The organism is Paraburkholderia sp. BL10I2N1 (assembly GCF_004361815.1).
GTDB lineage: Bacteria > Pseudomonadota > Gammaproteobacteria > Burkholderiales > Burkholderiaceae > Paraburkholderia.
Genome location: NZ_SNWA01000001.1, coordinates 4,488,001 through 4,508,567, shown reverse-complemented (window position 1 = coordinate 4,508,567; position 20,567 = coordinate 4,488,001). Strand labels below are relative to the sequence as shown.

Here is a 20,567-nt window from a genome sequence, read left to right as displayed (position 1 = left end):
AATGATAATGATTTGACCGTCTAAGCTCCATGTCCTGTATAGCAATAGACGCATGCAAGTGGCAACTTAAGTGATTGTTTTAATGATAAATGATTTGCCGGTAGTCGGCGTTTTCCTTAACCGCGGTCGTTGACAGTATGGAAGAATGTCTCTACATTCTGTGTAATCGCTTACTGCAGGTGAAAAAGCCGGTCGATGTGACGCATGCATTCCACTGCCGGCCAGAGCAGTGCTTAGTGAGGGCGCCAACGACTACCGAGCGATCAGGAGACGCCCATGATCGAATCCACCAAACGTCTGCCTGAGCAGGTAAACGAATTTACGATCCACCCGCTTTATTGCGGCACTATCCGCAATCACGAACGGTCGGGCTTCTTGTATCGCACGGATTGCGGCGGCGCGCGGCTGAATGCTCCGTGTATCGCGTGGTTGCTGCGCGGTCAGACCGAAATACTGCTTGTGGACACAGGACCGGGCACCCGGACCCGGGCAGGACGCTTCTATACCGACGATGAGAACCGCGAGGATCTTCTGCTCGACGAGCTTCTCCGTCTGGACGTAGATCCGTCCAGCTTGACGCGCGTGATACTGACGCATCTGCACAACGACCATGTAGGGGGCGCGCCGCTCCTGCAGAACGCTCGTTTTTATGTGCAGAAGGCGGAGCTCACGGAAGCGGTGTGGCCTGTCCCTTTTCAACGGCCCATTTACGAGACTAACCAGCGCGGCAAGGTGCCTGCCTGGATCGCAATCCTGGACCGCATGGAAGTGCTCGAAGGGGACACGGAGATCGTGCCCGGCGTGCGCGCTTTGCTTCTTCCGGGGCATACCGCGGGTTCACAGGGCGTCCTCATCAATACCCTTCAAACGCCTGGCTGCGCTTGGCGCTACGGTATTGCCGGCGCATGAGCCACGCGTATTTGATTTCGCGCAATATCCTTCTTGCCGTTGTCTTTAGCGTGCGACGTACCCAAGCATCCGTATAAGCCGTGGGCTTACTCGCATGATAATCGAACAGCGCCTGGCAAGTCCTGCATCAGCGGGCCTCGCTTCAAAAACAGAATCCCGGAGACGAATGATGAACCAGCGTTGGTTTCGCTTACTGCCTGTGATGATGATCACGTTCATCATTGCATTCATGGACCGCACGAACATCGGTTTCGCAATACCGATGATGGGCAAGGAGCTGAGCATAACGGCCTCGGTCCTTGGGTTCGCCTCCGGGGTGCTGTTCTTCGGCTATGGCATGTCGCAGACGCTATGCGGCTGGCTCGCGGACAAAGGGCATGGCCGGGCGCTGGTCGCCGTCCTCATGGTGCTCTGGGGCCTGACCGAGATGTCGCAGGGCTTCGTTCATTCCGCAAGCCAACTTGTCATCGTGCGCTTCGCCATCGGTTTGTTCGAAGGCGGCGTGTTCCCGACTTTCCTGCTGTTCGTGAAGAACTGGTTTGCCCCCTCCGAGCGGGCGCGCGCGAATGGTATCTGGCAGCTTTGCTATCCGCTGGCCGCGGTCATAAGCGGTCCTATCGCCGGCTATATCCTGGGTGCGCACGACTGGCGCTCGCTGTTTGTTATCGAAGGCATCTTCCCGCTCGTCTGGGTGTTTGTCTGGTTGTGGGGCGTGGCCGACTCCCCGCGCCATGCGAAGTGGCTGAGTCAGGCCGACCGCGAGCAGCTCATCGAAAAGATCGATACCGAAAACAGGCTGCACGTCGAAAGAGGAGCCCCGACCGTCCCTGCCTCATTCGGTTCGCAGATGCGGCGTTTGCCCGTGCTGCTATTCACCGCATCGATCCTTTGTGGAACGTAGGTTTCCTCGGCTTCGTCATCTGGCTGCCGAGCGTGATCCATCAGCAGCAGGGCTTGACGCAAACCGACATCGGCTGGCTCAGCGCGATTCCTTATGCATGCGCGATTGTCGTCATGCAGGTCCTGACTTACTGGTCAGACCGTACGCTGGATCGTCGGCTTTTCTCCGCGCTTCCGCTCGCCGTGTCAGGCGCGGCGCTAATAATCGGAGGGTTGAGCTATGGCAGTAATACGTTCGTCGTTAACATGGGACTGCTGGTGATCGCAGGCGCGACGCTATACGGTTCACAACCGGTACTGTGGTCGATCGCCACTGAGATCCTGCCGAGCAGCGTGACTGGCTCAGTCAGCGGAACAATCAATGCGGTTGGCGTTCTGGGTGCGTTTGCCGGTCCCTATCTAATTGGCTATGTCCGCGCAGTCACGCAGTCGTTTTCCGCAGGTTTGCTGGTCATGGGCGGTAGCCTGATCGGGACGTGCGTTTTAGTGATTGCTAATCAAGGAAGCCGGCAGGCCCCGAACGCCAGCCGTCAATTCGGGGATGCTTAACGAAAGGGGCGACAAACGGCTCTGGTGCAAATAGACGGTCTGGAAGAGATAGTTCGTATCCTGCCGCATCGCTTGCATCTAATCCCGCACCCGGCACACTCGCGCTTCATGGTCATCAACTTCACGCAGAATTTTCTCCGCGCGAATACGGACGGAATCGCGGATGTCCTGGACTTCGAAGACGTGCCGATCATGCAGGCGCCTGAGCTCGCTCCTTTCCGGTTTCAGGAGCACATGGACTTCTTCTGGAAGACGCCGATCTTGCCAACATCGAGATGCTCTCGTCGCGCATGCTGGAGGTCAATGAGACACGACGCTTCGGTGCGACCACACTTCTGCGCGGGCACCTTCTTCAGTTCATCGGGATCGTATGCCAGCGACACAAGGAGCAGCTTCTTCAGCTTTCCTCCCATAACGTCCAGCGACGCGGCCGAAGAGAAGCCCTTGTCCGCGTGAACCGTCACGTCAATGCACATCTCGCTAGCGACACACTGTCTCTGACCTCTGCGGCCGCCGCTGCTTTTTTGTCGCCAAACTATCTTGCGGATCTGATCAAAAAGCAGACAGGCCAGACTTTCGTCGAGTGGGTGACCGAGCGACGCATCACGCGAGCAAAGTTCCTGCTAGCGAATGACAGCCGGCGCATCAAGGACGTTGCGTTTCTGGTCGGCTATCGCGATGACGCCTATTTTGCGAGGCGGTCTCGTCAGTCGGTTGGACAGTCTCCGAGCGACTTTCGCGACATGCATCGGGTCGCGGGTCAACGCGGCGATGGTTCTGCCATGCGAAGGAGCGCCGTAAGATCGTCCCGGTGTTCAGCGGATTTGTCCTGCATGACACATTCGCAGGGCGATATCGTAGGTAGGCCAACGTTTCCTTGCGAGGCCCGCCATGATTGAATACGCTGTAGCACCATCCCCAATTACCTCCGTTGCTGTCGGCGGCTCCACGAGCCGCTTCCCCGTGCGCCGCGTGTTCTGCGTGGGACGAAACTATGCCGAGCATGCGCGCGAAATGGGTGCCAACCCGGATCGCGATCCTCCTTTCTTTTTTTCCAAGCCTGCCGATGCGGTTGTGCCGGCATCCGGCATGCTTCCATACCCGCCACTTACCTCCGACCTCCACCATGAGGTCGAACTCGTGATCGCGGTCGGCAAGCAAGGACGAGCAATTTCCGTTGAACACGCGCTCGACTTTGTGTGGGGCGACGGCGTCGGTGTCGATCTGACTCGGCGCGATCTGCAGGCGACGGCAAAGAAACTAAGCCGCCCGTGGGACTGCGCAATGAGCTTCGACGCGTCCGCGCCCGTGAGCGAGATCAAGCCGGCGTCCGACATCGGTCACCCGGCCAGCGGCAGAATCTGGTTGGCAGTTAATGGCGAGGCCCATCAGCAAGGCGATCTCGCCGATATGATCTGGCCTGTTGCAGATATCATCAGTTACGTGTCGCAAGGCGTGACTGTCAAGCCGGGAGATCTGATCTTCAGCGGAACGCCCGCGGGCGTTGGCGCGCTGCAGCCAGGCGACAAGGTCACCGTTGGAGTGGAGGGCGTCGCAGAGTTCAGTTTCGAAGTGGGCCTGCGAGGCGAATGATCCAGGCCCGGGATCATCGCGCACGGCGTTTGCCGACTCTCTAGTTTGTTATGCCGGCATACCTGTTTCCGGACGGGCACGCCTCAAGCTCACTACTAAACGTTCGCGGTGAACGCATTACGGCTAAGAGTCACTGAATTGCCCGCCGCCTCATCGATATTCAGCTCGGCTATGAACTCGCGCTTCAAAATTGTGGGTAATTGCAAGCCACGCGAGGCGCTTACTCAGCAGAAGCGCTTAGGTGTAGTGCTACACGAGCAATCAAGCAGCGTCATGCACGCGCCAGTACCAAGATGACATTTTTTGACACACCTTTCCAACAGATTTGAGGTCGGGATCTCTGTACATTCCTTCTCGGCGCGCGATACACCTCGTGCCCCTTGTTAAGGAGGATGCTCGTGAAAACTCGAACGTTCGCCATGCTGGTGGGTGGGGCTTTGCTCACATCCATGACTGCTTCCGCATTCGCCGGCGTGGTCGTCGGTGTCGCCGTGCCAGCTCCCGTCGCGGTCGTTCCGGCGACACCTGTCTATGCGCCGCCGACCGTGGTCGTGCAAAATGGTTACGCAGCCGCCGCCGCAGCCGCAGCCGCCGCCGTGCCAGCGGCAGTCGCGCCGGTTGTGACGGTTGCGCCAGCGCCCCCACCTCCCACGGCGGTCGTGGTAATGCCGCGTCGTCCTATGATCGTCGTCATGCCGCGTCGTCCTGTGATGTATGTAGTTAGGGTGCCGCGTCGCGTCTGGATGCCGGGTCACTGGGTAGGTGGGGTTTGGGTGGCCGGTCACTGGTCGTGAAATGTCTGCGCCGAACCCCTCTCGTGCGACACGTCACCCAGTCCATCAAGGCAGCAAAGCCATGTTGCACATCGCTTCGACGCGAGGGCTGCTCGCCGCGGTCTGCGCGGCGCCGACTTTGTGCTGCTGGGCGGTCCTCGGTGCACTTACGGTTGGAGGGTGGATGAGGCTGAATGGACGTGCACCCAAACGATTGTCCCCGCAGCGATACCTTCACCATCGTTTAATAGCGTGGCATCGCAGTGCACAGTGCCGTATGCGGCGCTAATGAACCTGGCGGAGCTCGCGCGACGCTATGGCAATTCGTCCGCCATCTTTTTGGACGCGCTGTACGGCACGACCGCGCAAGTGGATGAGTGCCTTTCCCGGGCAAGGATGCAGAGGACCCGCTGCGATCCCGGGACTGGTCAATCGAATGCAAAAGGCATCTGACTGTTTTATGTATACCTGCGTAGCAGGTCATCGAGAGAGCGAGATGAATGGAAGCGGTATGTCGGTATGGCGGGGTTCCCTTTTCGCGCGCAACGTATTGCTGTTGATTTTACTGATGCTGACAAGTCAGATCCTGGTCTTTGCCGTCTATCTGAACTTTATCCAGAAGCCAAGAGTTGACGATGGGGCAGCGCTCGTGGCATCGCAGATCCGGATCCTGGACCGGCTGTTGTCAGTCCTGCCGGACGACCAGCGAAACCGGCAACTGCTCGAAATGAACGGAGCGCCCCAGGGTGAACTGCCGCCGCCACAGGCTCACGACGGGTTGCCTCCCGACTACATGGCGCACCGCTTCTTCGCTCGGCTGGCATCGGAACTTGCCCTGGACGAACAGCTTCGCTGGGAGCGCGACGGGCACCGGATCTGGGTGCGTCTGCATGTGCAGGACATGCACTACTGGGTGGGGCTGCGTGGAACCTCGGCCATGAGCAGTACGCTGCCTTGGGCGCTGATCGGCCTGTTGTTAAGTGCGGCTACCCTTCCTGCTCTTGGGGCCTATCTGATCCACCGGCCGGTCGAACAGGCGCTGCGCCGGCTGGCGCGCGCTGCCGGCACCATCGAGCGCGGCGTTTGGCCCGAAGCGGTTCCCGTGAGCGGCCCGCGCGAGCTGGCAACAGTAGCGGAGGCGTTCAACCGGATGGCGTCGACGCTTGAAGATCTCGAAGCGACGCGCGCCGAAATGCTTGCGGGCATATCGCATGATATCCGCACGCCGCTGACCAAGCTGCGCATGGCCATCTTCGCGCCGGAGTCATTCGAGGCCCCGGCCGCCAGTGCGGAACGCTTTGTCGAGGAGATCGACACGATCGTCCAGCAGTTTATCGATTTCGCCCGTGGGTGGGATAGCGAACCGGCGACGCACGGCGATCTGAACGCGCTGATCGAACAGCTCGCCGCCGACTATGCAGGTCTCGGTCGCACGTTCGAACTGTCGCTCGCGGAATTGCCACCTGTTGCGTTCCGACCGGTCGGCATGCAGCGCCTGTTGATGAATCTGATGCAGAACGCGGTCGTGTACGGTCAGGTCGGGCTCGCAGTCCGGACTACCATGGACGCGCGAAGTGTCACGATTGCGGTTGAGGATCGGGGACCCGGCGTGCCTCAAGAGCTTCTGTCGTTGATAAAGCAACCATTCCGGCGCGGCTCTGAGGCGGATCGAAAGGGCGGGAGCGGCCTCGGCCTCGCGATAGCGGAGCACGTCGCACAGCAGCATGGCGGCACGCTCGATCTCTTCCAGAATGCGCCGTCCGGACTCAAGGCCGTGGTGCAAATTCCCATTCCTTAACGGGCGCTTGTCGGCGCGATGAGTGCGCCGTCGTCGTAGTGTCGCAGGGACTACGACTTAAATGTGATGCTCGAGCCCCGCCCAAAGGTCCGGCAGGGCAGCGTGAGCATTTGATGAGATGGCCATTTTCAGGTTGTGTGATGAAAAACCTTACAAAATACTTTGTAATACTAAGTATATTCATGGCCGCCGTCGTGGCTGTTGGGTGGTTCCACCAGGCTCACGGTCACCGTCAGACGGCTGTCGCACCAGATCCGATCCCCGTGAGCGCGGTTGTGGCTTCGGTTACCGATGTTCCTGTCTACATCGATTCGCTCGGCACCGTGACACCGACACGTACCGTCACGGCCATCACGCAGGTCAACGGGATACTGCGTTCCGTCGATTTCAGCGAGGGGCAGACGGTCAGGAAAGGACAGGTGATTGCACGCATCGATTCGCGGGCGCTCGAAGCGCAGTTGCTGCAGGCACAGGGTACGCTGCGCCATGACCAGGCTGTACTCGCAAACGCGAAACTGGACCTGCAACGTTATCAGCAGCTGATCAAAGCGGGCTCGATTACGCAGCAGACGCTCGATACGCAAGTTGCTACCGTCCAGGAGGACGAAGGCACCGTGCTGGCGGACACGGGCAACGTGAACAATCTGCAGGTTCAGGTCGGCTATTGCACCATCACGTCTCCCGTGGACGGCGTGGTGGGTCTGCGCCTGGTCGACCCCGGCAACTACGTGAGCAGCACCAGCACGACCGGTATCGCGGTCATCACGCAGATGCAGCCGGCGACCGTGATCTACTCGGTGCCGGAAGACTACCTGGGACGGATCCGGCGGGCGATGTCGCACGGGGAGGTTCAGGTGCTGGCCTACGACCGTGACGGCAAATCGTTGCTCGCGAAGGGTTCGCTGCTTGCGGTCGACAACCTCGTCAATACGAGCGCCGGCACGATCAACGTCAAGGCCGTCTTCCCTGATTCCGGCAGCGCGCTGTTCCCAAACGAATTCGTGAATGTCCGGATGCAGGTCGACACGCTGCGCCGGATTCCGGTTGTGCCGACTACGGCAATCCAGCATGGCGCGGACGGCGATTTCGTTTTCGTGATCGGCGGCGCAGGCTCAGTGGTATTGCGCAACGTGAAGACCGGGCCGGTAAAAGGCGACGACACGGCGATTCTCGATGGCGGTGTCAAGGCAGGAGAGCGGGTCGCGACCGACGGTGCAGACAGGCTTGATACCGGCTCGCTCGTGAAAGTCGTGGCGCACTGAGCGGAGCTGACGATGAACGCTTCACGAATCTTTATCGAGCGGCCCATTGCGACCGCGCTGTTGATGATCGCGTTGTTTCTAGCCGGGGTGCTGGGATACATCCTGCTTCCTGTTTCGGCGCTACCGGAAGTCGATTATCCGACGATCCAGGTCTACACGCAGTATCCCGGCGCAAGCCCGGATGTGGTCAGTTCGTCGATCACCTCGCCGCTCGAAAGACAGCTCGGCCAGATGTCGGGGCTGAAGGCGATGAACTCGACGAGCTCGAACGGCACGTCGGTGATCACGTTGCAGTTCGATCTGTCGTTTTCGCTCGACGTCGCCGAGCAGGAAGTGCAGGCCGCGATCAATGCGTCCTCGAGCTTTCTGCCGGCTAATCTGCCGTATCCGCCTGTCTACAGCAAGGTCAACCCTGCCGACGCCCCGGTGCTCACGCTGTCGCTGACATCCGACGTGCTGCCGCTGACGAAGATCGAGGACCTGGCCGATAGCCGGCTTGCGCAGAAGATCTCGCAGATTTCAGGCGTGGGGCTGGTCACGATCAGCGGCGGTCAGCGGCCGGCCGTGCGGGTGCAGACCGATACCGGCGCGCTCAACGCACTCGGCATGTCGATCGACGACGTGCGCGCCGCGCTCGGCAATGCCAACGTTGACCAGGCGAAGGGCAGTCTCGACGGAAAATACCAGTCGTATTCGATCGGCGCGAACGACCAGCTGCAATCGGCGGCGGACTATCGCGACTTGATCATCGCGTACCGGCAGGGCGCACCGGTTCGGCTGGCGCAGATCGCCAAATCGATCGACAGCGCCGAGAATTTGCAACAGGCGGCGTGGACCAACAGCACGCCGTCAATTGTGCTGAACATCCAGCGGCAGCCGGGTGCCAACGTGATCGATGTAGTCGATAGCGTGCAGAAGCTGTTGCCGCAACTGCGGGCGAGCTTGCCCGCATCGGTGAAGGTCGCCGTGCTGACGGATCGCACGAAGACGATCCGCGCGTCGGTTGCCGACGTCGAAACGGAGCTCGCAATCGCCGTGGCGCTCGTCGTGATGGTGATATTCGTATTCCTGCGCAATGTGCCCGCTACCGTGATTCCCGCAGTCACCGTGCCGCTTTCGCTGGCCGGCACACTCGCCGTCGCGTACGGGCTCGGCTTTTCGCTGAATAACCTCACGTTGATGTCGCTGACCGTCGCGACAGGCTTTGTCGTCGACGACGCGATCGTAATGATCGAGAACATTACGCGCTACATCGAGGCCGGGGAAACGCCTCTGAGCGCCGCGATCAAGGGTGCGAAGGAGATCGGCTTTACGATCGTCTCGTTGTCCGTGTCGCTGATTGCGGTCATGATCCCGTTGCTGTTCATGGGCGACGTGGTCGGGCGCCTGTTCCGTGAGTTCGCGCTGACGCTGTCGGTTGCGATCGTCCTGTCGGCGTTCGTGTCGCTGACGCTTACGCCGATGATGTGCTCGCGCATGTTAAAAGCGCAGCCACACTCGCATCGGGTCGATTTCTTCGACCGGCTCAACAGTAGGTACATACGCGGTCTCGACTGGGTGTTGTCGCATCGGCGCCTGACGATCGCATCGGTGGTGTTGACGGCCACGCTGACGTTCGTCGTGCTGACGCTGATGCCGAAGGGCTTCTTTCCCGAGCAGGACACAGGTCTGATCGAAGGTGTCGTGCAGGCCGCACCGACCATTTCGTTCCAGCGCATGATCGGCCAACAGCAGCGGGTTGTCGACCGGGTCGCACGGGATCCGGCAGTCGCAAGTCTCTCGTCGTTCGTCGGCATCGACCAGACGAGACCGACGATCAATCAGGGCACGCTGTTGATCAATCTGAAGGACAAGGGCGAACGAGCGCGCATCGACGAGGTGATCCGCCGTCTGACCGATGACACCGCAGGCCTCGCGGGCGTGCGCCTGTTTCTGCATCCGGTGCAGGATCTGACGCTCGACGACACCGTCTCGACGACGAGCTACCGGCTCGGCGTGCAGTCGACCGATCCGGCGCTGCTCTCGCGCTGGACGGGCGTGCTGGTTGGCGCGTTGCGCGGCGACCCGGCGTTTGCCGACGTGCAGAGCGAGGCGATGCAGTCAGGCAATCAGGTGCAACTCACGTTCGACCGCGATACCGCGTCGCGGCTTGGCATCACGCCACAGGCGATCGACGACGTGCTGTACGACGCGTTTGGTCAGCGCCAGGTGTCGACGATCTACACGCAGTTGAACCAGTATCACGTGGTGCTGGTCGCGAGAAACAACGCCGACGACCTTGCGCATCTGCTTTCAGGACTCTATGTCGATACGTCGTCGGGCAGCCTCGCGCCGCTCGCGTCGATGGCGACGATGAAGGTGATGCCCGTGCCGTTGCGGATTGATCGCAAGGGCCAGTTCCCGTATGCGGACGTGTCGTTCAATCTCGCTCCCGGATACAGCCTCGGCACTGCGATCGCCCGTCTTGACCGGGTCAAGGAACAGATAGGGTTGCCGCAGTCCGTCCAGGTGTCGCTGGAAGGATCGGCTGCGACCTTTCAGTCGTCGCTGGCGAGTGAAGGGTACCTGGTCGCCGCTGCCGTGATCGTGGTCTATCTGATGCTCGGCATCCTGTATGAGAGCTTCATTCATCCGGTCACGATCCTGTCCACGCTCCCTTCGGCGGCGCTTGGCGCACTGCTGGCGCTGCTGATGACCGGAACCCAGTTCGACATCATGGGCCTGATCGGTATCGTGCTGCTGATCGGCATCGTGATGAAAAACGCGATCATGATGATCGACTTCGCGCTGGACGGGCAGCGCAACCACGGCCTGTCCGCACACGATGCGATCCGGCGTGCGGCTGAACAGCGCTTCCGTCCCATCCTGATGACGACGATGGCGTCGCTGTTCGGCGCACTGCCGCTCGCGTTCGGCTCCGGCATGGGCTCCGAGTTGAGGCATCCACTTGGCATCGCGATTATCGGCGGCCTGTGCGTCAGCCAGTTGCTGACCTTGTTCTCGACGCCGGTGATCTATCTGGCAATGCATCGTCTGGAAAGACGCTTTGCCGCGGACGAGCCGATCGCAACGGAGTATGTGCAATGAACCTGTCTGGCCCATTCGTCAGGCGGCCCATCGCGACGACGTTGCTGGCGGTCGCCCTTGCATTGTTCGGTATCCTGGCATTCAGGCTGCTGCCGGTTGCGCCGCTGCCCGAAATCGACTTTCCTACGATCCTGGTGCAGGGGCAACTGCCCGGTGCCGATCCGACGACGGTGGCCTCCTCGGTCACGACGCCGCTCGAGCGGCAGTTCGGCCATATTGCGGGCCTGGCACAGATGACGTCGGTCAGCTCGCGCGGGCAGACGCAGATCACGTTGCAGTTCGACCTGAGCCGGAATATCGACGGCGCGGCACGCGACGTGCAGGCCGCGATCAACGCGGCGAAAACCAACCTGTCGCCCAATATGGACGGCAGCCCGACGTATCGCAAGGACAATCCCGCGGATTCGCCCATCCTCGTGATCAGTCTGACCTCCGACACGGCCACGCCAGCCCAGCTTTACGACGCGGCGTCGACGGTGCTGCAACAGAAGCTGATGCAGACAACCGGTGTGGGCAACGTGGTGGTGGGCGGCGCCGCGCTGCCGGCGGTGCGGGTTGAACTGAATCCAGACCGGGTGAGCCACTACGGCATCAGTCTGGAGCAGATCCGCAGCACGATCGGGAATGCGAATGTCGATTTGCCCAAGGGATCGATGTCGGCGAGCGGGCAGAACTATTCGATCGGCGCGAACGACATGTTGTATTCACCCGGCGACTACGGACGACTGATCGTCAGGCAGAACAACGGCAACATCGTGCGTGTGTCGGACCTCGGCTATGTACGTCAGGATGTCGAGCAGCTTGAAGACTACGGCCTGTCGAACGGCAAGCCGGCCGTGTTGCTGGTCCTCTATAAGGAACCGGGCGCGAACGTGATCGACGCCGTCGACAACGTGAAGGCCCAACTCCCGGCGCTCGAAGCGGCGATCCCGTCGTCCATCAAGCTGGCGATTTCGGTGGACCGTACGAAGACGATCCGTGGCTCGCTGCTCGACGTCGAAATGACGCTGCTTGTATCCATCGTGCTCGTGACGGCGGTCACGTTCGCGTTCTTCCGCAGCTGGCGCGCGACGCTCATTCCGGCGATCGTCGTACCGCTGTCGCTGCTGGGTACATTCGGGGTCATGTATTTTCTTGGCTACAGCTTGAACAACCTCTCGCTGATGGCCTTGACCATTTCGACCGGTTTCGTGGTCGACGATGCAATCGTCGTCGTCGAAAACATCATGCGGCATCTGGCGCGCGGCAAGAACCCCATCGAGGCGGCACTCGCAGGGGCGCAGGAAGTGGGCTTCACGGTGTTTTCGATCAGCGTTTCGCTGATCGCGGTATTCGTGCCGCTGCTGTTCATGGGTGGCCTGATTGGCCGGCTGCTGCGTGAATTCTCGGTGTCGCTTTCCGTTGCGATCGTGATGTCGATGCTGATTTCGCTCACGGTCACGCCGATGCTGACGAGCATTTTCCTGCGCGGAGGACAGCAAGCCGGGAACGGCGACGACCATCACGAGAGCGGAATTTCTCGCCTGTACGGCACGTCGTTGCGCTGGGTCATCCGGCATCCGCTATTGATGGGTGGCGTGACGGTGCTGGTGTTCGTGCTGAACCTCTGGCTGTTCACCGTGGTTCCGAAAGGCTTCTTCCCGGAGGAAGACACGGGGCTGCTGCTTGGCACGCTGCAGGCGTCGCAAAGCATCTCCTGGCACGAGATGCAGCACCAGTTCCAGATGGTCAACAAGGCGGTGCAGGAGAATCCGAACGTCGCGTTCGTGGGTGGCTTCGTGGGGGGAGCGAACGCGCTCAACAACGCACTGCTGTTCGTCACGCTAAAGCCCCTGGGTGAGCGTCGCGCGACGGCCGATCAGGTGATCGCTCAGGTGCGCCGACGGCTTGCCGATATGCCGGGGGCACAGCTCTATCTGCAGTCGTTGCAGGACCTCGCGGCCGGTGGCCGACAGAGCGCCGCGCAGTACCAGTACACGCTGACCGCGGACGACCAGGCGACACTCGATCAATGGGTGCCGAAGTTAGTTGCGCAGATGCGCAAGATGCCGGCGCTGGCCGACATCAACACCGACCAGCAGGACAAGAGCATGCAGGTCGGCATCGACGTCGACCGCGACTCCGCCGCGCGAATGGGCGTGAGCTTCAAAGATATCGACGAGGCGCTTTATGACGCGTTCGGCGAACGGCAGGTCTCGGCCATCTACGGGAGCGCGAATCAATATCACGTCGTGATGGAGGTGGCACCCGAGTACTGGACAAGTCCTTCGGTACTGAAGGACATCCATGTTCCAGCGAGCCCGGCGCTCGCCACGAGCGGCGCGTCGACGATCGTCGCCGGGGGGGCAACCGGCGCAAGCGCCGCTACGCCGTCGGCCGCGGCCCAGGCGAACGGTTCAGCGCTGGTGCCGCTCGCCGCGATGGCCCGGTTCTCGACCGACCCCAGCGCTATTTCGATCAATCACCAGGCTACGTTCCCCGCCATTACCGTATCGTTCAACCTGCGCCCCGGTGCATCGATCGGACCCGTGACGCAGCAGATCAGTCAGGCCGTCGCTGCGCTCAGAATGCCGGCGAGTATCTCCGGCGCGTTCGCCGGCACGGCAGCAGCGTTTCGTGAGTCGATGGCGAGCGAGCCGCTGCTGATCCTCGCCGCGCTGTTGTCGGTGTACGTCGTGCTCGGCATGCTGTACGAGAACCTGGTTCATCCTTTGACGATTCTCTCGACGCTGCCTTCTGCGGGCGTCGGCGCTTTGATCGCGCTGCTGCTCACTCACACGGAGCTGTCGATTATCGCGTTGATCGGCGTGCTGATGCTGATCGGCATCGTGAAGAAGAACGCGATCATGATGATCGACTTCGCGATTGCCGAAGGGCGTCAGCATGCACTGCCGTCGGAGGAGGCGATCGTGCGCGCGGGCCTGATCCGTTTCCGTCCGATCATGATGACGACGGTCGCCGCAATTTTCGGTGCACTGCCGCTCGTGCTGGGCTCGGGCTATGGGTCCGAATTCCGCAAGCCGCTTGGCATCTCGATCATCGGCGGTCTGGTGTTCAGCCAGGTCATCACGCTCTATACCACCCCTGTCATCTATCTCTGGCTCGATCGGGCGTCGCAGCGGTTGCGGCGCCGAAGGAAACACGCATGAAATCGCCCATCGGATTCCTGTCGGTCGTGTCGGTCGGCATGTGCTGCTGCGTCTGTGCGCTCGGTGCCACGCTTTGGCTTTCGGGCTGCGCGGTCGGCCCGGACTATCACCAGCCGGCCGTAGCGATTCCAACGCAGTTCAAGGAAGCGGGCACACAGTGGCGACTTGCGGCGCCCAACCCGCAGGCATCGCTCTCAACCCGGTGGTGGGACGCGTACGACGATCCCGAGCTGTCCCGGCTCGTCGACGCAGCGCTGCAGTCGAATCAGTCGATTGCAGGCGCGGCGGCCGCCTATCGGCTCGCGCAGGCCACCGTCGCTGCAGACCGGGCGAGCCTGTTTCCGACGCTCGGTGTCGACGCGTCGGCCTCGCACAGTTCGGGCACGACGACGGAATACGCGAAGGCCGACGCGACTTGGGAAGTCGATCTGTGGGGCGCCGTGCGCCGGCAGATCGAGTCGGGCAAGGCGAACGCGCAGGGCGCGGATGCGACGCTTGCCGGCGAGCGCTTATCGATTGCCGCGACGCTGGCGACCGACTATTTCGAAATCCGCCAGCTCGATATCGACATCGACCTGTTGCGGCAGCAGGAGGCGGTCAACGGGCGGATTCTCGCGATCACGCGCACAGCGCTGGCACAGGGGACTGCGTCGCAAGTCGATCTGCTGAATGCGCAGGACACGCAGGAGGCGGTTGTCGCGAACCTGCAAATTTCACTGACCTCGCGCGAGCAGGACGAGCACGCAATCGCGGCGCTCACGGGTGTGCCGCCGGCTTCGTTGTCGATTGCACCGCGGCTCGACTATGTGTTTCGCCAGCCCGAGGTGCCATCCGTGCTGCCGTCTGCGTTGCTGGAAAGACGGCCTGACGTGGTCAGCGCGGAACGCACCGCTGCTGCTGCGAACGCGCTCATCGGGGTCGAGAAGGCCGCATTCTTTCCCGACCTCGATCTATCGGCACAGGGTCTCGTGCAACACAACACCTTCGCGACGCTGTTCTCATTGCCGACCCGGATGTGGTCGCTCGGTCCGTCACTTGCCGCCACGCTGTTTGACGGTGGTGCCCGCGTGGCCGCCGTGCACAAGGCGCAGGCGACCTATGACGAAGACGTCGCATCTTACCGCGAAGCCGTGCTCACGGCGTTCCAGAACGTGGAAGACAGCCTGTCGTCGCTGAACCATCTGCGCCAGCAGGAGCACGCGTTTGCCGACATTTACCAGCGCAACCGGCAGTTGCTGGAGAGCGTCGCCGCGCAACTGACGGCCGGAACCGCGAGCGAGCAGTCCGATTTGACTCAGCAAGTGACGCTACTGACGGCCAGACAGAACCTGAACGACACGCAGGGGGCACTGGCGAAAAGCGGCGTTGGGCTGGTGAAGAACCTTGGCGGCGGCTGGACGTCGTCGAAGAGCTAGGCCCGATCCCATGATGGCGGGCGCGCCGTTGTGACGTCGTCTGCCGATCTGCGTGGTCCAGAGCGCGCTAGCGCCCACGACTGTTTTTCAAAGTCCGCGTCTCGAACTGCGTGCAAGGCCCCGTTACGTCCACTCGTGCGGTATCGCTTCGTCGCGACGTGACTTGACATGGCATGCAACACATTTCTAACAACATGTAGCGCACAGGTTCTCTACATTGGCGGCTGTGTCATGCGGGGTTCGCCAGTGGGGCGAATCCATCACATGGAGAGTGTGCAGTGAAATTTCAAATCGTTCTCGTGTCTGCTGCCAGTGCGGCGATTTCTATGGCTGTCGGCAAGGCGCCTGCGGGGTCCCTGGCGATTGATATCAGCGTGGGCGTTGCGGTTCGCCCGGCAACCATCGATGGATGGGCTTGAACATGCATGACTATCGCTTTGTCACCGCAGTTTTCAAGCGAGGCCGCGCACGACGGTGGCTGGGCGCGCTCGCTGTCATCGCCAGCGCGTGCCTGCATAAGTCACCGGCGTTGGCGCAGTCGTCGCCGGCCAACACCGTGGGCATCGACGTGACCGCATTGCCCCACTACGAAGGCGGCAAGTCCTATCGTGTGCTGCCGTTGCCCATGCTGTCGCTGTCGGAGGGGGCAATCTTCGTGCAGGGGCTCACGGGCGGCATCGCCTACCCGTTGGGGCCGAGTGTTGCGGTGGGCCCGCTGATCGGCGTTCAGCTGGGCCGCAACCAGGACGATGCGGCGGTGCTCAACGGCATCGGAGATATCGCAACGTCCTTCGACTTCGGTGCGTTCGCGCGCTGGCATTATGGTCCAGCGAGCGCCGGTCTCCGCTTCCTTCAGTCCGCGCATGCCGGCTATGGCAATCGTGTCACGCTGAGCGCGTCTTATGCGCTGGTCCAGAAGCCCGTTGACCGGGTGAAGGTGTCCGCCGACACCGTGTGGTCCAACGGACCTTCGCAGCAGACGCGGTTCGGAATCGACAGCGAGCAGGCTGCGTCCAGCACGGCCGGCCTCTCGCCGTATCACCCCTCAGCTGGCTTTTCGCGAGTCGACCTCAAGGTCGACTGGGATCATCGGCTGAACCAGCAGTGGTCACTGCAAAGCGCCTTCGGCGTCGGTTCCTTGCTCGGCGATGCTGCGAACAGTCCGATCGTTGAACGACGCGCGGCTGTATTTGGATCGGTGGGCGCTGCTTACCACTTCTGAGCGCTTACTTCGCGCTGCATCATCGTGAGAGGATTATCAATGAACCGGAATCTGACATGGACTCGTACCGCGCCACTGCTTGTCAGCCTCGCTGTTGGGTTGGGCATGGCGGGGTGTGCGGTTACGCCGCCGAGTGCTCCTACCGTCATGGCGGTCCCAGCGAACGGCAAGACCCTCAACCAGTTCCAGCAGGACGACTATAGCTGCCGCTCGTACGCGACCCAGGTCGTGAATCCGGCGGCGGCCTCGCATCAGGCGGCAACCTCCGGACTTGCAGCTACCGCTGTCGGCACGGCTGGAGGCGCCGCGGCCGGGGCTCTGATCGGCGCCGGGGCGGGCAACGCTGGTGCCGGCGCCGCAATCGGTGCGGGTGCCGGACTGCTGCTCGGCAGCATGATGGGCTCGGCGCAGCACAATCAGACCGAAGCGTCGTCGCAGCAGCAATACGATAACGCGTACGCGCAATGCATTACGGCGAAGGGAGATACGATCGAAACACCTCCTTCGGCAGCGATCATCGTGCCCGTACGCCCCGTGCCGCCCCGCGCCGTAATCTATGGCGCGCCCCCACCTTACTACTACGCGCCGTACTGATTTCTCTCATATGGTCGTGCCATGGCTTGACCTGGAATTCTGCCGGCTGGAAATCCTGGGTCGAGCTTTGTCCCCTTAGCTATTCCGTGCACGTCATTCATTTTCTTAAAGGAGTCTTTGATGAAACGTTTATTCATTATTCTGGCTGCAATGTTCGCTGTGTCGTCTGCGTTCGCGCAGAGCAGCATGCAGCAGATGTTGGAAGCGCGCTTTACTGCCGCGAACGCAACTCATGACGGCAAGCTCACGAAAGAACAGGCGGAGGCAGGTATGCCGCGCGTCGCAGCCCATTTCGATGAGATCGATACGACGCATCAAGGGTACGTGACGCTTGAGCAGATTGAACAGTTCGCCGCGCAGCATCAGCAGTAAGCGCTTGTAAGGCAAGCTTCAATACCCTCGGCTGGTTTAACCGTGTATTGAATATGTCCCATCGGGTCGCCTCATCACGTCGAATGATGGGGCTGCTGCGCGCTCCGGCAACCCCGACGCTAACAACCCGCCCGTGCGCAAGCCGATAGCTAGAAGTTCTGCGCGCCAGGCGCACCGAAATCAATCCCCGCGTGCTCGTCGCGCCCGGCGCTCCGGTCGAGGGCGACCTGGACAGGGAGACCACCACCGCGAATCTTGGCCCCCAAAAAAGCGGACTACGGTCTGGGACACGAGCGGCGCGTCGCACCCCGCGGTAACCCCTGAGCGCATCCCTACTGCCAGTCGCTAGTCTCATTTGAAAGGAGTTGAAATAATGCTTAATGCGCGTGTTCTTTGTCGCTTTGCGCTTGCTGCCGGTTTTTGCATGAGTGCCGCGGTGCTTAGCGGCTGTGTAGTCGTTCCGGTGGGTCGTCCAATAGTGGCCCGGCCATTGGTTGTAGTCCCTCGACCGCCACTGATCGTCGCTCCCGCGTACTATTGACCTGAGTCTATGCGTGTCCGCCCCGCGGGCGGGCGGGTTGCATAGCGGCCACTTTGCATCCTATCCGAAGCTCGCCGCATGGACGATGCGCAACTGCGTCCAGTTCACGGATAGCGGCCATGACAACAGCCGCTCAAAAATCGTGTATATCTGTGTGAGGCAGTTAGCCGACGCTCGACGTATGGTCGATTACCACGTGGAGTGGCGTTCGCGGTGTTCGCCACTTGGCCGCTGCCACCGAATAGCAATTTTGTAACTGGTCGCCTCGAAACAATCAGCGCATATTCCGCGAAAGGCGCAACAGCAGCATGAGGGCAACCAGAGACCTCAGTTATGCGAATAGTGCGCCGCTGTGCCGGCAGCACGCTCTTCGAGGTCCGGCACGAAGACGTATCCGCAGCCGCGAACGGTCTGGATGAATCGTGGTGTCGACGGGTCAGTTTCCACGATGCGGCGCAGACGCCAGACCTGAACGTCGATGCCGCGATCGGCGGTCTCGGAGTCCGGGCCGTGAAGTGACTTGAGCAGACGCCGGCGGGTGAGTGTGCACATGGGAGAATTAACGAAAATCTGCAGCAGCGCAAACTCGCTGGCAGATAAGGTAAGAGACGTCTCTCCGCTATTCAGAGTGCGCGACTGAAAGTCCAGCGTGAACGCGCCGAATGTGTAAGGTTGCCGCCGTTGGGGAATGCCCGCATCGGGTACGGCGCGCTGGCGCCGCAGCACTGACTGAATCCGTGCTACCAGCTCACGCGGGTTAAACGGTTTGCGGAGATAGTCATCGGCACCCAATTCAAGGCCAGCGATGCGGTCCTCTTCGTTGGCGCGGGCGGTGAGCATCAAGACTGGCATGTCGTCGCCTGATGCGCGCAACCTACGTAGTGCCGTCATGCCGTCGACGCCCGGCATCATAAGATCGAGCACTATCAGGTCCGGGCGTTCGTGTTTGAGCCGCTGTTCGAGCGAACGCGCGTCATGTAGCACTGACACGTCGAAACCCCACCTTACCAGGTAGCGGCGAGTCGCATCACACAATTCGGCGTCGTCGTCGATGAGAAGAATCTGAGCTGACATAGGAAGAGAATAACGCTCACAAACGAGTGATGATCGGGGCCGCGACTAACCGCAATGCGAGCGCACCGCAGAAGCAGCAGCAGACGATCGATCGAAGAAATGTAGGCGAATTTCATAACGTCAGGTGTTAGCAAATGATGTCAGGAAATGTCATCGACGGGCTCGTTCCGCTACCCAGAGCGGTGCCGCGCCTATTTTTCTGTCCGCAAACGCACGGGTGCACGCGTTTCCTGGCTGACCACGAGCGACAGATGTAATATGAGCAGCCAGGATGGCATGCCCGTACGTACGAGTGGCGCCGGGCAGTCGTGGGCTTTCGCCAGTCAGTGTTGTGGCCAGCACAAACGGTGACATCTTTTGACATACCTTTCCAACACATCCAGTGCGGAGATCCTTGTATATTCCGTTCGTCGAACCATACGGAACTTCTTGTGGCATGCAGATGCACGTGTCGCCGCCCACCGAGGCACGTGACGGCTGTAGCAAAGCCAGGCGGTTCGCCGCGTAGCATCGCAAACAGGAACTAAAAGACAGGCTTTATTAGAGGTGTCTGCTTAATCATATGTCAGATGATCTGCCAACCGGTCGCATCATCGTGCTTGACGATGATGTTGAAATCCGCAATATGCTGCAACGCTTTCTGACGGCACAAGGTTTCTCGGTGCGCGCGGTGAAGACAGGCATTGAGTTGGACGTCTTGATCGAGCGCTACCCGTTCGACCTGTTGATTCTCGATATCATGATGCCAGGCGAAGACGGCCTGTCCATCTGCCGTCGGTTGCGTGCTCGGAGAGAGACAATCCCCATCCTCATGCTAACAGCGCGTGGCGATCCCGCGGACAAGGTCGTAGGTTTGGAGATTGGCGCCGACGACTATCTCGCGAAACCGTTTCTGCCGAGCGAGCTGATAGCGCGGGTTCGGGCGATGTTACGTCGGCAGCAGTTTCAGGTGCGCCTGCAAAACGTGCGGGGCGAGATGCTGCTCGCAGGCGAGTCGCAATGCTTGCGGTTCGGCGCCTTCAGGCTGGACGTTCGGCGTAGAGAATTGATGTCGGACGAAGCGGGCATCGTCGAACTCGGCGCAGCTGAAATGCGTCTCCTGTGTGCGCTTGCGGAGACGCCAAACCGTCCTGTAAGCCGCGCAAATCTGATAGAGCGCGCGCGCGGGTCGCAATATGAGGCGAGCGCCCGCAGCGTTGACGTGCAAGTTCTTCGGTTACGACAGGTGATTGAGACAGAGGCAACCTCGCCGCGACATATCCGCACTGTGTGGGGCCTCGGCTACATGCTCGTTGCAACCCGAAACTAAAGTGTTACCTGTTGGACGCT

At 60.9% G+C, this 20,567-nt stretch carries 16 protein-coding genes; 14 read left to right on the top strand and 2 right to left on the bottom strand.

What is annotated here, in order from left to right; translation table 11 throughout:
* The first annotated feature begins 276 nt into the window (after positions 1 to 276).
* The 3 genes from B0G77_RS20970 to B0G77_RS20960 all read left to right on the top strand — a co-directional run bounded on the left by B0G77_RS20970 (position 277) and on the right by B0G77_RS20960 (position 2,358).
* A complete protein-coding gene (locus B0G77_RS20970; RefSeq protein ID WP_133663825.1) occupies positions 277 to 909 on the top strand; it encodes an N-acyl homoserine lactonase family protein in 633 nt (210 codons plus the stop codon).
* Positions 910 to 1,078: 169 nt separating this feature from the next.
* Entirely contained in the window at positions 1,079 to 1,810 is a 732-nt protein-coding gene (locus B0G77_RS20965; protein WP_166656208.1) for an MFS transporter, read from the top strand.
* Positions 1,798 to 2,358, top strand: a complete 561-nt coding sequence (locus B0G77_RS20960) for an MFS transporter (RefSeq protein WP_166656207.1) — start codon at positions 1,798 to 1,800, stop codon at positions 2,356 to 2,358. Before B0G77_RS20965 ends, B0G77_RS20960 begins: the two co-directional genes overlap by 13 nt.
* 224 nt (positions 2,359 to 2,582) lie before the next feature.
* On the opposite strand, the gene B0G77_RS43335 is transcribed toward B0G77_RS20960, so the two are convergent.
* Positions 2,583 to 2,834 carry a hypothetical protein gene (locus tag B0G77_RS43335; RefSeq protein ID WP_166656093.1) on the bottom strand — a complete coding sequence of 84 codons (252 nt, stop codon included), beginning with the start codon at positions 2,832 to 2,834 and terminating at the stop codon, positions 2,583 to 2,585.
* Between the two features lie 415 nt (positions 2,835 to 3,249).
* Between B0G77_RS43335 and B0G77_RS20950 the strand changes: the two genes are divergently transcribed.
* The 10 genes from B0G77_RS20950 to B0G77_RS20905 all read left to right on the top strand — a co-directional run bounded on the left by B0G77_RS20950 (position 3,250) and on the right by B0G77_RS20905 (position 17,623).
* Positions 3,250 to 3,951 carry a fumarylacetoacetate hydrolase family protein gene (locus tag B0G77_RS20950; protein ID WP_133663821.1) on the top strand — a complete coding sequence of 234 codons (702 nt, stop codon included), beginning with the start codon at positions 3,250 to 3,252 and terminating at the stop codon, positions 3,949 to 3,951.
* A gap of 398 nt (positions 3,952 to 4,349) precedes the next feature.
* Positions 4,350 to 4,745, top strand: coding sequence for a hypothetical protein (locus B0G77_RS20945; protein WP_133663820.1), 396 nt, complete (start codon positions 4,350 to 4,352; stop codon positions 4,743 to 4,745).
* Positions 4,746 to 5,292: 547 nt separating this feature from the next.
* Positions 5,293 to 6,522, top strand: a complete 1,230-nt coding sequence (locus B0G77_RS20940) for an ATP-binding protein (RefSeq protein WP_243751076.1) — start codon at positions 5,293 to 5,295, stop codon at positions 6,520 to 6,522.
* A gap of 182 nt (positions 6,523 to 6,704) precedes the next feature.
* Entirely contained in the window at positions 6,705 to 7,784 is a 1,080-nt protein-coding gene (locus B0G77_RS20935) for an efflux RND transporter periplasmic adaptor subunit (RefSeq protein WP_243751075.1), read from the top strand.
* 12 nt (positions 7,785 to 7,796) lie between these two features.
* Entirely contained in the window at positions 7,797 to 10,871 is a 3,075-nt protein-coding gene (locus tag B0G77_RS20930; protein WP_133663819.1) for an efflux RND transporter permease subunit, read from the top strand.
* Positions 10,868 to 14,020 (top strand): efflux RND transporter permease subunit, encoded by a 3,153-nt coding sequence (locus tag B0G77_RS20925; RefSeq protein ID WP_133663818.1) that lies wholly within the window; start codon positions 10,868 to 10,870, stop codon positions 14,018 to 14,020. The genes B0G77_RS20930 and B0G77_RS20925 overlap by 4 nt, the downstream gene beginning before the upstream one ends.
* Entirely contained in the window at positions 14,017 to 15,435 is a 1,419-nt protein-coding gene (locus B0G77_RS20920) for an efflux transporter outer membrane subunit (RefSeq protein ID WP_133663817.1), read from the top strand. The genes B0G77_RS20925 and B0G77_RS20920 overlap by 4 nt, the downstream gene beginning before the upstream one ends.
* A 421-nt stretch (positions 15,436 to 15,856) precedes the next feature.
* On the top strand, positions 15,857 to 16,657 hold the full coding sequence (locus tag B0G77_RS20915) for a MipA/OmpV family protein (protein ID WP_166656205.1): 801 nt from the start codon (positions 15,857 to 15,859) through the stop codon (positions 16,655 to 16,657).
* 39 nt (positions 16,658 to 16,696) lie between these two features.
* Positions 16,697 to 17,251: a glycine zipper domain-containing protein gene (locus tag B0G77_RS20910; protein ID WP_243751074.1), complete on the top strand. Its 555-nt coding sequence runs from the start codon at positions 16,697 to 16,699 to the stop codon at positions 17,249 to 17,251.
* 120 nt (positions 17,252 to 17,371) lie between these two features.
* Complete coding sequence (locus B0G77_RS20905) at positions 17,372 to 17,623, top strand: EF-hand domain-containing protein (protein ID WP_128595501.1); 252 nt, start codon at positions 17,372 to 17,374, stop codon at positions 17,621 to 17,623.
* 868 nt (positions 17,624 to 18,491) lie between these two features.
* On the opposite strand, the gene B0G77_RS20900 is transcribed toward B0G77_RS20905, so the two are convergent.
* Entirely contained in the window at positions 18,492 to 19,238 is a 747-nt protein-coding gene (locus B0G77_RS20900) for a response regulator (RefSeq protein ID WP_133663815.1), read from the bottom strand.
* Positions 19,239 to 19,800: 562 nt separating this feature from the next.
* On the opposite strand from B0G77_RS20900, the gene B0G77_RS20895 reads away from it, so the two are divergent.
* On the top strand, positions 19,801 to 20,547 hold the full coding sequence (locus tag B0G77_RS20895) for a response regulator (protein ID WP_133663814.1): 747 nt from the start codon (positions 19,801 to 19,803) through the stop codon (positions 20,545 to 20,547).
* Positions 20,548 to 20,567 lie beyond the last annotated feature (20 nt).

Excerpts from the sequence above, each read along its gene's own strand:
- B0G77_RS20970 (WP_133663825.1), top strand. The coding sequence starts at position 277 with ATGATCGAATCCACCAAACGTCTGCCTGAGCAGGTAAACGAATTTACG.
- B0G77_RS20965 (WP_166656208.1), top strand. The coding sequence starts at position 1,079 with ATGAACCAGCGTTGGTTTCGCTTACTGCCTGTGATGATGATCACGTTC.
- B0G77_RS43335 (WP_166656093.1), bottom strand. The coding sequence starts at position 2,834 with ATGTGCATTGACGTGACGGTTCACGCGGACAAGGGCTTCTCTTCGGCC.
- B0G77_RS20950 (WP_133663821.1), top strand. The coding sequence starts at position 3,250 with ATGATTGAATACGCTGTAGCACCATCCCCAATTACCTCCGTTGCTGTC.
- B0G77_RS20940 (WP_243751076.1), top strand. The coding sequence starts at position 5,293 with ATGCTGACAAGTCAGATCCTGGTCTTTGCCGTCTATCTGAACTTTATC.
- B0G77_RS20935 (WP_243751075.1), top strand. The coding sequence starts at position 6,705 with ATGGCCGCCGTCGTGGCTGTTGGGTGGTTCCACCAGGCTCACGGTCAC.
- B0G77_RS20930 (WP_133663819.1), top strand. The coding sequence starts at position 7,797 with ATGAACGCTTCACGAATCTTTATCGAGCGGCCCATTGCGACCGCGCTG.
- B0G77_RS20925 (WP_133663818.1), top strand. The coding sequence starts at position 10,868 with ATGAACCTGTCTGGCCCATTCGTCAGGCGGCCCATCGCGACGACGTTG.
- B0G77_RS20920 (WP_133663817.1), top strand. The coding sequence starts at position 14,017 with ATGAAATCGCCCATCGGATTCCTGTCGGTCGTGTCGGTCGGCATGTGC.
- B0G77_RS20915 (WP_166656205.1), top strand. The coding sequence starts at position 15,857 with ATGCATGACTATCGCTTTGTCACCGCAGTTTTCAAGCGAGGCCGCGCA.
- B0G77_RS20910 (WP_243751074.1), top strand. The coding sequence starts at position 16,697 with ATGAACCGGAATCTGACATGGACTCGTACCGCGCCACTGCTTGTCAGC.
- B0G77_RS20905 (WP_128595501.1), top strand. The coding sequence starts at position 17,372 with ATGAAACGTTTATTCATTATTCTGGCTGCAATGTTCGCTGTGTCGTCT.
- B0G77_RS20900 (WP_133663815.1), bottom strand. The coding sequence starts at position 19,238 with ATGTCAGCTCAGATTCTTCTCATCGACGACGACGCCGAATTGTGTGAT.
- B0G77_RS20895 (WP_133663814.1), top strand. The coding sequence starts at position 19,801 with ATGTCAGATGATCTGCCAACCGGTCGCATCATCGTGCTTGACGATGAT.